The organism is Pseudescherichia sp., from assembly GCF_031998825.1.
Classification (GTDB): domain Bacteria; phylum Pseudomonadota; class Gammaproteobacteria; order Enterobacterales; family Enterobacteriaceae; genus Pseudescherichia.
This window is the reverse complement of the sequence record NZ_DAMACX010000069.1, coordinates 1-15,502: the sequence shown is the minus strand read 5'-3', so window position 1 is coordinate 15,502 and position 15,502 is coordinate 1. Positions and strand designations below refer to the sequence as shown.

The window sequence follows — 15,502 nt, the reverse complement described above, 5'->3', positions numbered from 1 at the left end:
GTCCCGCGGCCATTACCGCCAGACCCACCGCACCCAACAGCCCGGCGTGAACCCGCTCAATCAGATATCCCGCCAGCGGGGCCATCACCATCGTCGCCAGCGGCCACGGGGTCAGCAGTAGCCCGGTCTCAACTTCGCTGCGCCCCAGCACGCTTTGCATAAAGAAGGGCAAGGAGACCAGGGCCAGCATCTGGGCACAGAATGAGCAGATTGAAGTGCAGATAGAGAGCGAAAACAGCGGAATGCGCAGCAGGTCCACCGGCAGCAGCGGGACGGGCAGTCCAGGCTGGCGGCGAATAAAGAAGTAGCCAATGACCAGCATCGCCGCCACTTCCACAGCGATAAGCGTCAGGGACTGCCCCTGCGCAAAGCCACCCAGCGCCAGGATCAGCAGGCCAAAGGTGAGAGCGTTCATCACCGCACTCGGCAGATCGAAGCGCGTTGTGCTGCGACGCGGTGGATTAGCGGGCAGATAGCGCATCGCCAGCAGCAGGGAGATAATCCCCAGCGGCACGTTGATCAGAAACAACCACTGCCACGATCCCACGGCGAGGATCGCTGCGGCGATAGTAGGACCCGCCGCTGAGGAGACCGCCACCACAAAGGAGTTGATGCCCATCCCACGCCCCAGGCTGCGCTGGGGATAGATAAGTCGAATCAGCGCCGTATTGACGCTCATCAGCGCCGCACCGCCAAAGCCCTGCGCGATACGGGCGAGGGTCAGCATGGTAAGCGAGTCGGAGAGGGCGCAGAGAAACGAGGTAACGGTAAAGAACGCCAGCCCGCATTGATAAACCCGCCGATAGCCAAACATATCCCCCAGAAATGCGAAGGAGAGCAGGGAGATAACAATGGCAATCTGGTAGGCGTTGACCACCCAAATCGAGCTGGCCGGTGAGATGTGCAGATCGCTGGCAATAGTAGGCAGCGCGACGTTAGTGATGACGCCGTCCAGCACCGCCATCGCAATGCCAATGATAATGGTCAGTATGGCCCCGTAGCGCTGCGGGATCGGCAGGCCGTCTGAAAATGATTTATCCATGGTAATTATGTGTTTACGGTGAAATTATTATCGTGAGAACGATTTTACCAGTCCGGGAGCCTTTTTATATCGCAGATTTGTAACGAAGTTAACAAACTGGCATTGCGGGCGACCCGCGACGAAATTATAATAAAAAACTATTCTAATTTTTATAAAACACTCGCGATGAGGTGATTAATGGCAATCGCAGATTTGGACAAGCAGCCAGATTCTGTCTCTTCAGTATTGAAGGTCTTTGGCATTCTGCAGGCGCTCGGGGAAGAGCGGGAAATTGGCATTACTGAACTGTCGCAGCGTGTGATGATGTCAAAAAGCACCGTTTACCGCTTTCTGCAGACGATGAAATCTCTTGGCTACGTGGCCCAGGAGGGGGAGTCAGAGAAGTACTCCCTGACGCTGAAGCTGTTTGAGCTTGGCGCACGTGCGCTGCAAAACGTGGATTTGATTCGCAGTGCCGATATCCAGATGCGTGAGCTGTCGCGCCTGACCAAAGAGACGGTGCACCTCGGGGCGCTGGATGAGGACAGCATTGTCTACATCCATAAAATCGACTCCATGTACAACCTGCGCATGTACTCCCGTATCGGCCGCCGCAACCCGCTCTACAGTACCGCTATTGGTAAAGTGCTGCTGGCCTGGCGCGATCGTGAGGAGGTTAAACAGATCCTCGAAGGCGTTGAGTACAAGCGCAGCACCGATCGTACCATCACCAGCACCGACGAACTGCTGCCGGTGCTGGATACCGTCCGCAAACAGGGCTACGGTGAAGATAACGAGGAGCAGGAAGAGGGGCTGCGCTGCATCGGTGTGCCGGTCTTTGACCGCTTTGGCGTCGTTATCGCTGGCCTGAGCATTTCCTTCCCGACGCTGCGCTTCTCTGAAGAGCGTCTGCATGAGTATGTGGAGATGCTGCATACCGCAGCGCGTAAGATCTCCGAGCAGATGGGTTATAACGACTACCCGTTTTGATACCAGACGCCGCGCCAGACGCGGCGTTTTCATCTCTGTCACCCTTCACAGCGGTTTCCTCATCGGTCAGATAGCGCTACAGTTAGCTCCGGTTTAACATACCGGGAGTAACCTGTTTGCATAAAGTATTGATTCGGAGAGTAGAGTGAGAAAGTTTCGGTGGCTGCTTGTCATTGCCATCCTGGTAATTTGCCTGATGCTCTGGACCCAGATGCTCAATGTAATGTGCGATCAGGACGTACAGTTTTTCAGTGGTATTTGCGTTATCAATAAATTTATCCCCTGGTAGCGGCATTTTTGTCTCGAATCATTCCCTTCCTTAGTGCCAGTGGTAAGATAGCGCGTCAACATTGAGGTGGTGTAATGAACGAAGTACTGAATTCGGGCGCGTTCAATCTTGCGTCCCTGGTAATCTCCCTGGTGGTGCTGGTCGTTGGGCTGGTGCTGTGGTTTTTTGTTAACCGAGTCAGCTCCCGCGCTAACGAGCAAATCGAGCTGCTTGAAGCCCTACTGGAGCAGCAAAAGCGGCAGAACGCGCTACTGCGTCGCCTTTGTGAAGCGAACGCTCCGGAGAAAGCCGAGCCAGAAGTGAAAGCTGCGGAAAAAGTGCAGACCGATGGCGATGATTTTATCCGCCTGGTGGCTGAACGCTAAACGTTGTGGATGAGGTGGTGAGAGATGGCATGGAAAAATCCCTGGTTTAATCCAGCCCTGACTCACCATACGCCCCAGGGGTTTCGTAACCTGACTCCCGGTGGGCATCAGCCTGGCGACGTCGAGCGCTGGCAAAAAGAGCGCCGCGCCGCCGGGCTGCCGCATCCTCCCGAGGGCGGCTATGACAATTTTCTACAGCAATGGTGGCAGCGAGCCGAAATAAGCGGCAGCGAAGACGGAGTATGGTGGCTGGGCCACGCCAGCATGCTGCTGCGCCTGGACGGCTGCTATATGCTGGCCGATCCGCTCTTTTTTAATCGCGCCTCCCCGGTACGCTTTAGCGGGCCGCTGCGAAAAAGTCCCGCTCCCCTGAGCGTTGACGATCTGCCCGCGCTGGATGCCATTCTCATCTCGCATAACCACTATGACCATCTTGATACCCGCACTATCCGCGCGCTGCTAAAACGCTTTCCATCCATCACGCTGTTTGTCCCGTTGGGACTGGGCCGCTGGTGCCGCCGTCACGGCGTACGCCACGTTGTCGAGCTTGACTGGTGGCAGAGCTTTACCTTTCAGGGTATGACCCTCACCGCCGTCCCCGCCCAACACTGGAGCATGCGTACGCCGTGGGACAGGGATCGCTCGCTCTGGTGCGGTTGGGTGGTTGAGTCCCGGGCGCACCGATTCTGGTTTGCCGGCGACACCGGCTACACGCCGGATCTGCTGGCGATCCCCGAGCGGCTTGGCAGACCCGATGCCGCTGCACTGCCGGTAGGCGCCTATGCTCCACGCTGGTTCATGTCCGTACATCATATGGATCCGCAGCACGCCGTCTCACTCTGGCAGCAGATAGGGGAGCCGCTGGCTTTTCCCATCCATTGGGGCGTCTTTGAGCTGGCGGATGAAGCAGTAGATGAACCGGCCCGGGAGCTGGCGGCAGTATTAAACGAGACGGCAACCCGGACGGATAACTTTAGGATCCTGAAAATAGGTGAGTATTTATCTTTCGACACCCAGACTATTAAACAGACGTCGGACTAGCCTGAGTGGGTTATATAAACTATGTTATTTTTAGCGAAACGTTTTTATTGCTTTGAATTGATGCATTGTCATTAAACTTTCATTATTATGGTGCAACAGACGCGCTAATTGCACAACAATTATTCGGCGGTAAACTTTCCCATTTCTCATTGCCGTCAAAATGCGATTGCACTCACCCATTCTTATGATTTTTCAGCAAGCTATTGCACAAAAATTGCTAACCACATGCTCTATTTAGCCGTAGTAAACTTCTCGCTAGACGCGGTAACCTTATTGCGCTAGGTTAGTTGCACACCCGCTGTTCTGATTACCGCCGAATTTGTGCGACAGATCCAGACATGATTAAAAATGGCTTGCCATATTTAACGTTGTATGTGATAACACGGTGTAGGTTAAACGAGGTACAGTTCTGTTTATGTGTGGCATTATCAGTATAGAAGTTTCGAGTAAACACGTTGTCGTTGAATACTGCTTCTCTGCCGAACCTTATTTAGTGCCTCATGCAGTAATGTCTCAGTTTCATCTCGGTCAATGCCTGCGGGCTAAGAAAACACTCTAAGGAATTTTGCAAATGGCAAAGATTAAAGGTCAAGTTAAGTGGTTCAACGAGTCTAAAGGCTTTGGTTTCATTACTCCGGCTGACGGCAGCAAAGACGTGTTCGTACACTTCTCTGCAATCCAGGGTAATGGCTTCAAAACTCTGGCTGAAGGCCAGAACGTTGAGTTCGAAATTCAGGACGGCCAGAAAGGCCCAGCAGCGGTTAACGTTACTGCTATCTGATTTTCCTCCACTGCTTGAGCGCTATCGGCGCATCAATGTCAGCGTAAAAGCCCCGCCACGTGCGGGGCTTTTTAATGCTTATTTTTCAAAATGTTACTGTAGACTCTCTCATTCGTCTTTTGTTGCAAAGCCATACCGTTATTAGCACACTTTTTTCCCTTTATTCATCTGTTTCCTGTCAAATCAGCGGGTTAAACCGTCTCAGGAGCCAAGGTGAAAAACAATCCTCTTTCCAGTAACTATACCCCTCTACGCTTTGCCTTGCTCTGCGTTGCCATTATCTGCGCGCTGGGCCTGCTGCTGGGCAGAACGGCCTGGCTCCAGGTCGTCTCGCCGGAAAAGCTAGTTAAGGAGGAGGATATGCGTTCGATTCGCGAAGAGAAGATCGTGCCGCCCCGGGGAATGATTGTCGATCGTAACGGGCTTCCGCTGGCGGTGAGCGTCCCGGTCAGCGCGGTCTGGGCCGATCCGAAAGCGATCAACGGCAGCGGCGGGGTGGGGTTCAGCTCGCGCTGGCAGGCGCTGGCGAGCGCCCTGAACATGCCGCTGAGCGAGATTGCCGAGCGCATCCGCCATAACCCTAAGTCCCGTTTTATCTACCTCGCCCGCCAGCTTGATCCGCAGCAGGCAAAATGGATTGATAACCTTAACCTGCCGGGCATCAACCTCCAGGAGGAGTCCCGGCGCTTTTACCCCAGCGGGCACGTTGCCGCTAACCTGATTGGCTTTACTAACGTGGATGGGCAGGGGATTGAGGGTATCGAGAAGAGCTTTAACGCTCAGCTTACCGGCAAGCCAGGCCTGCGCCAGGTGCGCAAAGATCGCCACGGACACGTTATCGAGAATATTACCGAAACGCCTGCCGTACCGGCGCACACGCTGATGCTGAGCATCGACAAACGTCTGCAAACCCTGACCGAGGATGCACTCGATAACGCCGTCAGCTGGAATAAAGCGGAATCCGGCGCGGCGGTGCTGGTGCGTATTCAGACCGGTGAAATCCTGGCGATGGCCAGCTATCCCGACTTCAACCCCAACAACCGCAGCGGCGCCACCCTGGATGACTTCCGCAATCGCGCCATCAGCGATACCTTTGAACCAGGCTCGACGGTAAAGCCGATGGTGCTGATGGCGGCGCTTAAAGAGGGCATCGTTCAACCTGACAGCGTCGTAGATACCCATCCCTATACCCTCGACGGCCACCGTATTCGCGACGTGGGATATTATCCGGAGCTGACCCTGACCGGCATCCTGCAAAAGTCGAGTGATACCGGCGTGTCACGCCTGTCGCTGGCGATGCCGGTTCAGCGCCTGCTGGACACCTACAAAGCGTTCGGCTTTGGCAGCTCGACCGGGCTGGGGCTGACCGGGGAGAGCGGCGGCGTTCTGCCGGTGCGCAAATACTGGGGGCAGCTCGATCGCGCCACCTTTTCGTTTGGCTATGGCCTGATGGTCACCCCGCTGCAACTGGCCCATGTCTACGCCACCATCGGCAGCTATGGCCTGGCGCGCCCGCTCTCCATCACCCGCGTCGATCCGCCCGTGGTAGGTGCGCAGGTGATGCCGCAGGAGATTGTCCATGAGGTGGAGCACATGATGGAGAGCGTTGCCCTGCCGGGCGGCGGGGGAACCAAAGCGGCCGTGCGCGACTACCGCGTAGCGGTAAAAACCGGCACCGCGAAGAAGATCGACGAGAACGGCAAGTACGTTGATAAATACGTAGCCTATACCGCAGGCGTTGCGCCAGCCAGCCAGCCTAAATATGCCCTGGCGGTTGTGATAAACGATCCGCAAAACGGCGCTTACTATGGCGGGGCGGTATCGGCTCCGGTATTTAGTGAAATTATGGGTAGCGTGCTGCGGGCAAAAAACATCAGGCCGGACGGCATGGCACCGGATTCGAGCCATCTGGTGGTACTAAATTCGCCCGGCGGTGCGGATCCGCTGCCTTAGACGTTCCCCGCAGCGGCAATTGGCGTTACACTTTCGCCCTTTCTCTCTGCCCGGAGTTGCTATGTCCTTCACCTGTCCGCTATGTCACGCGCCGCTGCTGCGTACCGATAAAACCTACGTCTGCCCGCAGCGGCACCAGTTTGATATAGCGAAAGAGGGATACGTCAACCTGCTGCCCGTTCAACATAAGCGCTCACGCGATCCGGGAGACAGTGCAGAGATGATGCAGGCCCGGCGCGTTTTTCTTGATGCCGGGCACTATCTGCCGCTGCGTCAGACGCTGAGCGAGCTGCTGGATGCACGTCTGCCTGCTAAGGCCGACGCGCTGCTGGATATCGGCTGCGGCGAAGGGTACTACACCCACGCCTTTGCCGATATTGCTGGTCAGCACGGGGCGGAGACCTTTGGCCTGGACGTCTCCAGGGCAGCGGTCCGCGCAGCTGCAAAGCGCTATCCGCAGGTGATGTTCTGCGTCGCCTCGAGCCACCGCCTGCCGTTTGAAGCCTCGACGCTGGATGCGGTGGTACGCATCTATGCTCCCTGTAAAGCCGAGGAGCTGGCGCGAGTTGTCAAGTCGGAAGGGTGGGTGATCACCGCCGCGCCGGGGCCGCGGCATCTGGTAGAGCTGAAAGGGCTGATCTATGACGAGGTGCAGCTACACGCTGCGCAGAGTGAGCAGCTGGCTGGGTTCACGCTGCGGGAGCAGCGCTCGCAGAACTACAGGATGACGCTAAACGGTGCCGAGGCCGTGGCGCTGTTGCAGATGACGCCCTTTGCCTGGCGGGCGAAGCCGCAGGTATGGGAGACGTTGCAAGAGATGACACAGTTTAGCTGCGAGGCGGATTTCAGCATCCAGTGCTGGCAGCGCGACGCTTAAGAGGCGAAGTGGCTCCAGAGGAGCTGGATGCCAATACCGATCAGCACCACGCCACCCAGGATCTCGGCCCGTTTGCCCAGCAGCGGGCCGATAAATTTGCCGATCATTATGCCGAGAGTGGACATAATCAGCGTGGCGCAGCCGATGGCCAGCGCGGTGGTGATAATATTGACCTGCAAAAAGGCGAGGCCGACGCCGACAGCCATGGCGTCCAGGCTGGTGGCGATAGCGGTGGTGACCAGCAGCCAGAAGCCGTGGCGGCGCAGCGGGGCGAGATCGTCGTCGGGCTGAGCGCGCACGCCCTCAAGCACCATTCGGCTGCCTAAAAATAGCAGCAGCAGAAAAGCAATCCAGTGGTTCCACTCGAGAACAAACTGGCTGGCCAGCATGCCTAAACCCCAGCCGATCAGCGGCGTCAGCGTCTCAATTACGCCGAAAATCAAACCGGTACGCAGGGCATCAGAAAATTTAGGCTTGTGCAGCGTCGCACCTTTGCCAATAGAGACGGCAAAGGCATCCATCGACATGCCAAAAGCGAGCAGGAGGGTGGCGGATAGGTTCATACAAGCGTCCTGACCGGGAAATCCATATGACACATCACTGCCCCCAGTAATCAGCAGTTGATGCGTCTATGGTCTCGCCTGACCAAACAGCCTCGGCTATCTGGTCCGTACGCGCCACGTTTTGCAACGAGTATGTTGACACGTACATTTCCGGGAACGGGAAATTGGCTACTCCCCAACGACGGGCGCAACCTTAACATATTTTGATAAACTAAAACAATAACCGAAGTTCATTATTTCGTTTTCTTATTGATAACTATTTTCATTTGGAGTGAAGGGTGAAAATAACGTTAAAAAAGAGTGTGGCTTGCGTGGGGAATAATATAGCCATGGCTATGTTTCAGGATGTTGGTATATCAAAAACATAGCTACAGCTATATTTTAACTTATTGAGTTTTAACCATAATGTTGTAGATCTTTTCCAGATCGTCGATATTTCGTACACGGATCAGCAGACGCCGCTGCTCTAATTGCACCACCAGCACGCCATCTTCCGAGAGCTGCATCGCGTTAATACGCGCATATTCAATCCAGATATTTGCGAAGAAAAATCCATTCTCTTTGAAGATGATTTTTGGGGCGCGGATCCAGAAAAGATATATAACGACCAGCGCCAGCATAGATAATAGCCACGTGGTTAAAATAGCACCATGATGCGTGACGTTATTATAGATAAGGATAGCCAGCAGGCCGGTGAAGATCACGCTGTCGGCGCGGCTGCGGCGCAGCAGGGGAGCGGTAAGCAGCGTCGCGCCGTGGCGGCGCGGCATAATAAACTCGTCATAGATAGCGTAAGCCAGCAGCCCAGCCACGCACAGCACCAGCACGTAATCCGTTAACGACATTCATCCTCCAGAAATAAAAACCGGGGGCAGTGCCCCCGGCGTGACATCTACCGCTTACAGACCGAGCAGGCCAACGGCGTAGCCCGCAATACCGATGACGAAGAAGCCAACGATGATCCACAGCGGGTTCACTTTCTTACGCAGCAGCCACATGCAGGCGAAGGTCAGCAGCAGCGGCACCAGGCCCGGCATCAGCTGGTCAAGGATAGTTTGCACGGTGGTGACGTTAGTCTTCCCGGTCTGGTCGGTGATCTCCGACACCACCAGCGGGATATTAACATGCGTCCACTTGTTTACCAGCGCCCCCATAACAAACAGGCCGAGGATTGACGCCCCCTCGGTTAGCTTCTGCAGGAAACCGCCGCCCATATCCTTAACGATATCTACCCCTTTACGGTAGCCATAAGCGACGCCGTAGTAGCGGGTCGCCAGACGCACCACGTTAAAGAGGATAAAGAACAGCAGCGGACCGAGCAGGCTGCCGCTCATAGCGATCCCCGCCCCGAGTGCGGCAAATACCGGACGCACGGTTCCCCAGAAGATCGGGTCACCGACGCCTGCCAGCGGCCCCATCAGGCCCACTTTGATCCCGTTGATGGCACCATCGTCAATCTCTGCCCCGTTGGCACGCTTCTCCTCCATCGCCAGGGTAACGCCGAGCACCGGCGCGGCGACGTAGGGGTGGGTGTTAAAAAACTCCAGGTGGCGTTTAATCGCCTGGCGGCGTGCCTCGTTATTCTCCGGGTAGAGGCGTTTGATGGCCGGCACCATAGAGAAGCAGAAGCCCAGCGCCTGCATACGTTCAAAGTTCCACGACCCCTGGAAGAGGTTAGAGCGAATGAACACGCCGCGGATATCGCCAGCCGTGAGTTTTTTCTCGGACGTCGTTTTTGTTATATCAACCATGTCGCTCACCTGTTAATCCAGTTCGTTATCGAGATCGTTAGCACCGGCAGCCTGAGCAGGCGCGCCCGCCGAGCGGTTGTATTTCGGGCTAAGCTGAATATAGAGAATCGCCATCACGGCACCGATCACCCCCAGCGCCACCAGGTTGAAGTTGGTGAAGGCGGCGGTAACGAAGCCCAGATAGAAGAACGGCATCAGATAACCTGCACGCATCATGTTGATGACCATCGCATAGCCCACTACCACGATCATGCCCCCGGCAATGTTCAGGCCGCTGGTCACCACTTCCGGAATCGCGTTGAGCATTCCCTGAACTTCGCTGGTACCTACGGAGTAGGCAACGATCACTGCCGGGATGGCAATACGCATCGCCTGCAGGAACAGGGAGGAGACGTGGATCCAGGAGAGCGCCGTCAGGTTGCCGTTTTCGGCCGCCTTATCCGCTGCGTGCTGGAAGGCTACGGTAATGGTACGAACGATAATGGTCAGCACCTGGCCTGCCGCCGCCAGCGGAATGGCCAGCGCGATACCGGCCCCGATGCTCTGGCCCCCGGCGATAACCAGCACGGTTGAGATGATGGATGCCAGCGCGGCATCGGGCGCTACCGCCGCACCGATGTTCATCCAGCCGAGGGCGATCATCTCAAGCGTACCGCCGATGATGATGCCTTTTTGCATATCACCCAGCACGATACCGATTAACGTACAGGCCACCAGCGGACGGTGGAACTGAAATTCATCCAGCACCGACTCCATACCGGCAATACAGGCGACGATGAACACCAGCACAATCTGAAGAGTGGTAATCTCCATTGTACTTCTCCTATAACAATACAGATTTAAGTGTAAAAACAGCTTCGATCAGCGGGTGCCGGTTACTTTGCCACTTTGCTGATTAAATCCATCATTTTCAGGCGTTGATCGCTGGAGACTTTTCGCACTTCCAGCTCAATCCCCTGCGCGTTCAGCTTTTTAAACGCGGCGATATCCTGCTCATCCACCGATACCGCGTTGTTAACCTGCGTTTTGCCCTGACGGAAGGCCATACCGCCAATGTTGACCGAGGTGATCTTCACTCCCTCATCAACGAGGCGTACCACGTCGGTCGGATTGGTAAACAGCAGCATCACGCGCTCGCCGGCGTATTTCGGGTTGTTGTAAACGCGGATCATCTTGGCGACGTCCACCACGTGGGCGGTTACGCCAGGGGGAGCCACCTGGGTTAATAACGTCTTGCGTACCGTGTCGGCGGCCACCTCATCGCTGACAACGATAATGCGGTGAACGTTGGTCTCTTTCGTCCAGCGGGTCGCCACCTGGCCATGGATCAGGCGATCGTCGATACGCGCCAGGCCGATGGTCATATAGTCCTCTGGCCCCATCGGTTTTTGCGGTACGGCGGCCCTCGGTGCGGCAGCAGGGGCAGGCGCGGCGGCAGGCTGGGCCTTCTCCACCGGCTGCGCCTTCAGCGCCTTCACGCCTTCGCGGCCCGCTTCAACGGCAACGGCGACCAGATCGTCAAAAGCCGGGTCGTCATCGCGACCCATCAGGGTCTCAACCAGCATGGGAATGTTGACCCCGGCCACCACCTCATGGTGCTCTTTATCGACGACAATACGGCTGGCAGCGTTGAACGGGCTGCCGCCCCACGTATCGACGAGAAACAGCACGCCCTGGCCGGTGTCGAGTTTCGCCAGCTGCGCGTTATATTTTTCGATCAGCGTTTCGGCGTTTTCACCCGGCACGAAATCGATCCAGCCTACGTTCTCCTGTTCGCCCAATAGCATTTCAGCTGTTTTAATCAGCTGCTCCGCAGCCCAGCCATGTGTGCCTATCACAATAGCAATGGTCACTTGCTACCTCCTTTATTATCGTGAACACATCCGTAGTAGATGCATTGTGAATCGTTACGTCATAGCGAATCGATTCAGAGAGGGGTAAGAAATAATTCAGACTTCGCGAATTATTTTAGATAGTGAAAAAATAATTTATGTGATTCAGATCCGTAATTTAGCTTTCGTAAGAAAAGAAATTTTGTTGCGCAAAATATCTTCGAAAATGCAAATTCAGGTAAATCTTTGCAAAAGCGTAATTCTCTCTGTTATGTTTACTTTCTGTTTATAATCACTGGAGTAGAGGGCAGTTGCCCACCGTATGGACCGTCACCGACGTCAGTTTACCTTCAGGCCGCTTAGCGCCTGCATTAATCCCCGTTTAGCTGTCACCACGCCTGCATGCTGTAAGGCCTCTTTGATTTGTCTTTCCTTTAGCAGGAGCCTGTCATGGAATTCTTGATGGATCCCACAATCTGGGTGGGATTGTTGACGCTTGTCGTACTTGAAATCGTTCTCGGTATCGATAACCTGGTGTTTATCGCCATCCTTGCCGACAAACTGCCGCCGAAACAGCGTGACAAGGCAAGGCTTATCGGCCTCTCCCTTGCGCTGGTCATGCGCCTGGCGCTGCTCTCCGTCATCTCCTGGATGGTGACGCTGACCCAGCCGCTCTTTTCGGTCATGGATTTCACCTTCTCAGGCCGCGATCTGATCATGCTGCTCGGGGGGATATTCTTACTCTTCAAAGCGACAACAGAGTTACATGAGCGCCTGGAGAACCGTGAGCACGACAGTGGCCAGGGGAAAGGGTACGCCAGCTTCTGGGTAGTGGTGGTACAGATCGTCATCCTCGATGCGGTCTTCTCTCTTGACGCGGTGATCACTGCGGTTGGGATGGTAAACCATCTGCCGGTAATGATGGCGGCGGTGGTGATCGCGATGGCGGTAATGCTGTTGGCCTCTAAGCCGTTGACGCGTTTTGTTAACCAACATCCAACGGTGGTGGTGCTCTGTCTGAGCTTCCTGCTGATGATCGGTCTGAGCCTGGTAGCGGAAGGCTTTGGCTTCCATATACCGAAAGGCTATCTCTACGCGGCAATCGGCTTCTCGATCATCATTGAGTTCTTCAACCAGGTGGCGCGCCGTAACTTTATTCGCCACCAGTCCACGCTGCCGCTGCGGGCGCGTACCGCCGACGCCATTCTGCGTCTGATGGGCGGTCGCCGTCAGGCTGCGGTTCAGCACGAGCCGGACAATCAGTCTCCGGTTGCGGTGCCCGAGGGCGCGTTTGCGGATGAAGAGCGCTATATGATCAACGGCGTGCTGACCCTGGCCTCGCGCTCACTGCGCAGCATCATGACGCCACGCGGCGAGATCAGCTGGGTCGATGCCAACCTCGACGTTGACGCCATTCGCCAGCAGCTGCTCTCCTCGCCGCACAGTCTCTTCCCGGTGTGCCGGGGCGAGCTGGATGAGGTCATTGGTATCGTGCGTGCGAAAGAGCTGCTGGTGGCGCTGGAAGAGGGCGTCGACGTGGCGGCTATCGCCTCGGCTGCACCGGCTATCGTGGTTCCGGAAACGCTGGATCCCATTAAGCTGCTGGCGGTTCTGCGCCGTGCACGGGGCAGCTTCGTCATGGTAACCAACGAATTTGGTGTGGTGCAGGGCCTGGTGACGCCGCTTGACGTGCTGGAAGCTATCGCCGGTGAGTTCCCGGATGCTGATGAGACGCCGGAAATTGTCACCGACGGCGACGGCTGGCTGGTAAAAGGCGCGACCGATCTCCACGCGCTTCAGCATGCGCTCGAGATAGATACCCTGGTAAACGATGAAGAGGATATTGCTACCGTTGCGGGTCTGGTCATTGCCATCAACGGCCATATTCCTAAGCCGGGCGAAGTGCTGCAGCTTGCACCCTTAACCATCACCGTCGTCGAGGCGAACGACTACCGGGTCGATCTGGTACGGGTTGTTAAAGAGCAGCCGGTACAGGACGACGAAGAGGAGTAGCCTCGCTCAGCGTAGCGGCGTCATGGGCATTACATGCCCGCTATAGGTGGCTGGCGGCGGCGTACTGCCCGCCAGCCACTTTGGGAAATCTTTTAGCGGCATTGGCTTCGCGTAGAGAAATCCCTGAAATATTGTTACCCCGCGCTGGCGCAAACGCTGCGCCTGCAGCGGGGTCTCTACCCCCTCCGCAATCAGCTCAATATTCAGCCGCTTACCCAGCGCGATAATAATATCCGTCACCGTCGAGTTCACCGCATCGGTGCCTACCGCCGTGGTATAGGACTTATCGATCTTCAGCACGTCCGGGCGCAGCTTCTCCAGCCAGGAGAGAGAGGTGTTGCCGGTACCAAAGTCATCAATCGCCAGCTTAACCCCACGCCGATGCAGCGCCCGTACGATCCGGTAATCAATATCGGTGATCGCCTCCCGCTCGGTCAGCTCAATGGTGAGCTGCTGAACTGGCCGGGCGTGGAACCAGAGGCGGTTAAGATCCTTCAGCAGCATGCCGTCGCGGAAGTGGCTTGCCGAAACGTTAATCCCGATATGAAACTGGCTGTTGGCCGGAAACAGCCCCAGCTGGCGGTGGGTCTCTGCCAGCACATAACGCGTGAGAGGGGCGATCAGGCTCTGCTCCTCGGCAATAGGAATAAAGACGTCCGGGGAGATCCAGCCCTGGCGCGGGTTATTCCAGCGCAGCAGGATCTCTACGCCTTCGCACTGGTGGGTACTGGCGTTCAGCAGCGGCTGGCAGAAAAGCTCAAATTCATGGGCCGCCAGTCCGAGATTGATCTCCCACGAGAAGCTCATCCGGTTGGCAGTGACAATCCAGGCGATATAGCCCATCAGCAGACTGATGATCACCGCCAGCGGCAGCTGGGAAGGGAGGTGGCGCAGCGCCAGCTCTCCTGCACCCGGCCCCCTGACGCTGACGGTAAAGGGGAACCGTTCCGAGCTTTGCTGGAAACGCGTCTCGCCCACCAGCGGCGGCAGGCTATCTACCACGCCGGCTCCGTAGATCAGGTGTCGGTCGCCCACCGTGACGCTCGCTCCCGTGATCAGCGGCTTTTGCGGCTCCAGCATCAGGCGGGTAAGCAGATCGATATTGATCACCTCCATCACCCCGTCCTGCCCGTTCTCGGTCAGGGGGAACCACTGAATGAGGATCGGGCTGCCCTGCAGCAAGGAGTGATCGGTTGTAAGCAGCAGAAGCGGATGAGGCGTGGGAAGCGCGGGCTGAAGCTGATGGATGGGGACGTTACGATAGCCGAAAATGCTGGAGCAGTAGAGGATGCCGTTCTTGATAAGGCCGATGGAGCGTACGGTTTGCATCGTCGCGGCCTGCTTTCGTAGCGCCAGGTGCGCCTCACCGCAGCCCAGGCCTACCAGCGGCAGGAGCACCCCCCGGCCCTGGGCAAGGGGAATGAGGATCCGATCCAGCGAGGAGACCGCGTGGTTGGTAAAAGAGAGGATCCGCTGCTGGTTAGCATTTCGCTCGGAGATGTAGCGCGAGCCAAGGGTCAGGAAAAGAGTGAAGATAGCGACAACCAGGCAGACGATGGCGCGCTTTCGGCGGTAGCTTCTTATAATATGCTGTGCTGTTTGCATATCCCCACGATCCCCAGGAGAGCCGTTGGCGAAAAAGCAAACGGCAACACAGCAAGTGTAGTGGGGAAAAAATCATCGGGAGAAAAAAGGGCAATAATTAGCCCTTTCGGGTGAAAGGGCTGGTTTAACGTATTAGTCGCACTGAACCTTGATCGCCAGGCCGCCGCGGGAGGTCTCGCGGTATTTGGCGTTCATGTCCTTGCCGGTTTCGTACATGGTTTCGATCACCTTATCCAGTGACACCCGCGGGGCGCTGGTGCGGCGCATAGCCATGCGCGAGGCGTTGATGGCCTTCACCGACGCGATGGCGTTACGCTCGATGCACGGCACCTGCACCTGACCGGCAACCGGATCGCAGGTCAGACCCAGGTTATGCTCCATGCCGATCTCCGCCGCCACGCAGACCTGCTCCGGGCTGGCA

The 15,502-nt window shown here is 56.4% G+C and carries 18 protein-coding genes; 10 read left to right on the top strand and 8 right to left on the bottom strand.

What is annotated here, in order from left to right; genetic code table 11:
• The coding region (locus RTP97_RS19830) for an MFS transporter (RefSeq protein WP_312416685.1) at positions 1 to 1,042 on the bottom strand (1,042 nt) is incomplete at its 3' end.
• A 177-nt stretch (positions 1,043 to 1,219) separates the two neighbouring features.
• On the opposite strand from RTP97_RS19830, the gene kdgR reads away from it, so the two are divergent.
• The 8 genes from kdgR to rlmA all read left to right on the top strand — a co-directional run bounded on the left by kdgR (position 1,220) and on the right by rlmA (position 7,317).
• A complete protein-coding gene (gene kdgR / locus RTP97_RS19825; RefSeq protein ID WP_312416682.1) occupies positions 1,220 to 2,011 on the top strand; it encodes a DNA-binding transcriptional regulator KdgR in 792 nt (263 codons plus the stop codon).
• Positions 2,012 to 2,156: 145 nt separating this feature from the next.
• The gene (gene mgrB / locus RTP97_RS19820) at positions 2,157 to 2,300 is read left to right on the top strand and encodes a PhoP/PhoQ regulator MgrB (RefSeq protein ID WP_042391312.1); all 144 of its coding nucleotides are present in this window, start codon (positions 2,157 to 2,159) and stop codon (positions 2,298 to 2,300) included.
• A gap of 74 nt (positions 2,301 to 2,374) precedes the next feature.
• Entirely contained in the window at positions 2,375 to 2,665 is a 291-nt protein-coding gene (locus RTP97_RS19815; protein WP_312416679.1) for a YebO family protein, read from the top strand.
• Between the two features lie 24 nt (positions 2,666 to 2,689).
• Positions 2,690 to 3,706 carry an MBL fold metallo-hydrolase gene (locus RTP97_RS19810; RefSeq protein ID WP_312416677.1) on the top strand — a complete coding sequence of 339 codons (1,017 nt, stop codon included), beginning with the start codon at positions 2,690 to 2,692 and terminating at the stop codon, positions 3,704 to 3,706.
• 415 nt (positions 3,707 to 4,121) lie between these two features.
• Positions 4,122 to 4,265 carry a DUF2627 domain-containing protein gene (locus RTP97_RS21475; RefSeq protein WP_409455864.1) on the top strand — a complete coding sequence of 48 codons (144 nt, stop codon included), beginning with the start codon at positions 4,122 to 4,124 and terminating at the stop codon, positions 4,263 to 4,265.
• Between the two features lie 12 nt (positions 4,266 to 4,277).
• Positions 4,278 to 4,487 (top strand): transcription antiterminator/RNA stability regulator CspE, encoded by a 210-nt coding sequence (cspE, locus tag RTP97_RS19800; RefSeq protein ID WP_001062678.1) that lies wholly within the window; start codon positions 4,278 to 4,280, stop codon positions 4,485 to 4,487.
• 213 nt (positions 4,488 to 4,700) lie between these two features.
• Positions 4,701 to 6,440 carry a peptidoglycan glycosyltransferase FtsI gene (ftsI, locus tag RTP97_RS19795; protein WP_312416676.1) on the top strand — a complete coding sequence of 580 codons (1,740 nt, stop codon included), beginning with the start codon at positions 4,701 to 4,703 and terminating at the stop codon, positions 6,438 to 6,440.
• A 61-nt stretch (positions 6,441 to 6,501) separates the two neighbouring features.
• Positions 6,502 to 7,317: a 23S rRNA (guanine(745)-N(1))-methyltransferase gene (gene rlmA, locus RTP97_RS19790; protein WP_312416674.1), complete on the top strand. Its 816-nt coding sequence runs from the start codon at positions 6,502 to 6,504 to the stop codon at positions 7,315 to 7,317.
• Here the strand turns inward: rlmA and mntP are convergent.
• From mntP to manX, 5 genes are all read right to left on the bottom strand, one after another.
• Positions 7,314 to 7,880, bottom strand: coding sequence for a manganese efflux pump MntP (gene mntP, locus RTP97_RS19785; RefSeq protein WP_312416672.1), 567 nt, complete (start codon positions 7,878 to 7,880; stop codon positions 7,314 to 7,316). The two genes, rlmA and mntP, sit on opposite strands and share 4 nt — an antisense overlap.
• Before the next feature lie 386 nt (positions 7,881 to 8,266).
• Positions 8,267 to 8,725 carry a DUF986 family protein gene (locus RTP97_RS19780; RefSeq protein WP_312416669.1) on the bottom strand — a complete coding sequence of 153 codons (459 nt, stop codon included), beginning with the start codon at positions 8,723 to 8,725 and terminating at the stop codon, positions 8,267 to 8,269.
• Positions 8,726 to 8,779: 54 nt separating this feature from the next.
• On the bottom strand, positions 8,780 to 9,631 hold the full coding sequence (locus tag RTP97_RS19775) for a PTS mannose transporter subunit IID (protein ID WP_312416667.1): 852 nt from the start codon (positions 9,629 to 9,631) through the stop codon (positions 8,780 to 8,782).
• A gap of 12 nt (positions 9,632 to 9,643) precedes the next feature.
• Positions 9,644 to 10,444, bottom strand: a complete 801-nt coding sequence (locus tag RTP97_RS19770) for a PTS mannose/fructose/sorbose transporter subunit IIC (protein WP_103819389.1) — start codon at positions 10,442 to 10,444, stop codon at positions 9,644 to 9,646.
• Between the two features lie 62 nt (positions 10,445 to 10,506).
• Complete coding sequence (gene manX / locus RTP97_RS19765; RefSeq protein WP_312416665.1) at positions 10,507 to 11,484, bottom strand: PTS mannose transporter subunit IIAB; 978 nt, start codon at positions 11,482 to 11,484, stop codon at positions 10,507 to 10,509.
• A gap of 301 nt (positions 11,485 to 11,785) precedes the next feature.
• On the opposite strand from manX, the gene RTP97_RS21470 reads away from it, so the two are divergent.
• Together RTP97_RS21470 and yoaE are read left to right on the top strand one after the other, a co-directional pair.
• Positions 11,786 to 11,926, top strand: a complete 141-nt coding sequence (locus RTP97_RS21470) for a protein YoaL (protein WP_409455962.1) — start codon at positions 11,786 to 11,788, stop codon at positions 11,924 to 11,926.
• Positions 11,914 to 13,476: a CNNM family cation transport protein YoaE gene (gene yoaE / locus RTP97_RS19760; RefSeq protein ID WP_312416663.1), complete on the top strand. Its 1,563-nt coding sequence runs from the start codon at positions 11,914 to 11,916 to the stop codon at positions 13,474 to 13,476. The genes RTP97_RS21470 and yoaE overlap by 13 nt, the downstream gene beginning before the upstream one ends.
• A gap of 6 nt (positions 13,477 to 13,482) precedes the next feature.
• Here the strand turns inward: yoaE and RTP97_RS19755 are convergent, their stop codons facing one another.
• Together RTP97_RS19755 and RTP97_RS19750 are read right to left on the bottom strand one after the other, a co-directional pair.
• Positions 13,483 to 15,081 carry a cyclic diguanylate phosphodiesterase gene (locus tag RTP97_RS19755; RefSeq protein WP_312416661.1) on the bottom strand — a complete coding sequence of 533 codons (1,599 nt, stop codon included), beginning with the start codon at positions 15,079 to 15,081 and terminating at the stop codon, positions 13,483 to 13,485.
• Between the two features lie 132 nt (positions 15,082 to 15,213).
• Positions 15,214 to 15,502: L-serine ammonia-lyase, iron-sulfur-dependent, subunit alpha (locus tag RTP97_RS19750; RefSeq protein WP_312416658.1), on the bottom strand; the 289-nt coding region annotated here is incomplete at its 5' end.

Bases quoted from the DNA above. Each gene is read 5' to 3' on its own strand.
- RTP97_RS19780 (WP_312416669.1), bottom strand. From the start codon at position 8,725: ATGTCGTTAACGGATTACGTGCTGGTGCTGTGCGTGGCTGGGCTGCTG.
- RTP97_RS19775 (WP_312416667.1), bottom strand. From the start codon at position 9,631: ATGGTTGATATAACAAAAACGACGTCCGAGAAAAAACTCACGGCTGGC.
- cspE (WP_001062678.1), top strand. From the start codon at position 4,278: ATGGCAAAGATTAAAGGTCAAGTTAAGTGGTTCAACGAGTCTAAAGGC.
- kdgR (WP_312416682.1), top strand. From the start codon at position 1,220: ATGGCAATCGCAGATTTGGACAAGCAGCCAGATTCTGTCTCTTCAGTA.
- RTP97_RS21475 (WP_409455864.1), top strand. From the start codon at position 4,122: ATGTGTGGCATTATCAGTATAGAAGTTTCGAGTAAACACGTTGTCGTT.
- RTP97_RS21470 (WP_409455962.1), top strand. From the start codon at position 11,786: ATGGACCGTCACCGACGTCAGTTTACCTTCAGGCCGCTTAGCGCCTGC.
- RTP97_RS19770 (WP_103819389.1), bottom strand. From the start codon at position 10,444: ATGGAGATTACCACTCTTCAGATTGTGCTGGTGTTCATCGTCGCCTGT.
- RTP97_RS19810 (WP_312416677.1), top strand. From the start codon at position 2,690: ATGGCATGGAAAAATCCCTGGTTTAATCCAGCCCTGACTCACCATACG.
- mntP (WP_312416672.1), bottom strand. From the start codon at position 7,880: ATGAACCTATCCGCCACCCTCCTGCTCGCTTTTGGCATGTCGATGGAT.
- RTP97_RS19755 (WP_312416661.1), bottom strand. From the start codon at position 15,081: ATGCAAACAGCACAGCATATTATAAGAAGCTACCGCCGAAAGCGCGCC.
- RTP97_RS19815 (WP_312416679.1), top strand. From the start codon at position 2,375: ATGAACGAAGTACTGAATTCGGGCGCGTTCAATCTTGCGTCCCTGGTA.
- yoaE (WP_312416663.1), top strand. From the start codon at position 11,914: ATGGAATTCTTGATGGATCCCACAATCTGGGTGGGATTGTTGACGCTT.
- rlmA (WP_312416674.1), top strand. From the start codon at position 6,502: ATGTCCTTCACCTGTCCGCTATGTCACGCGCCGCTGCTGCGTACCGAT.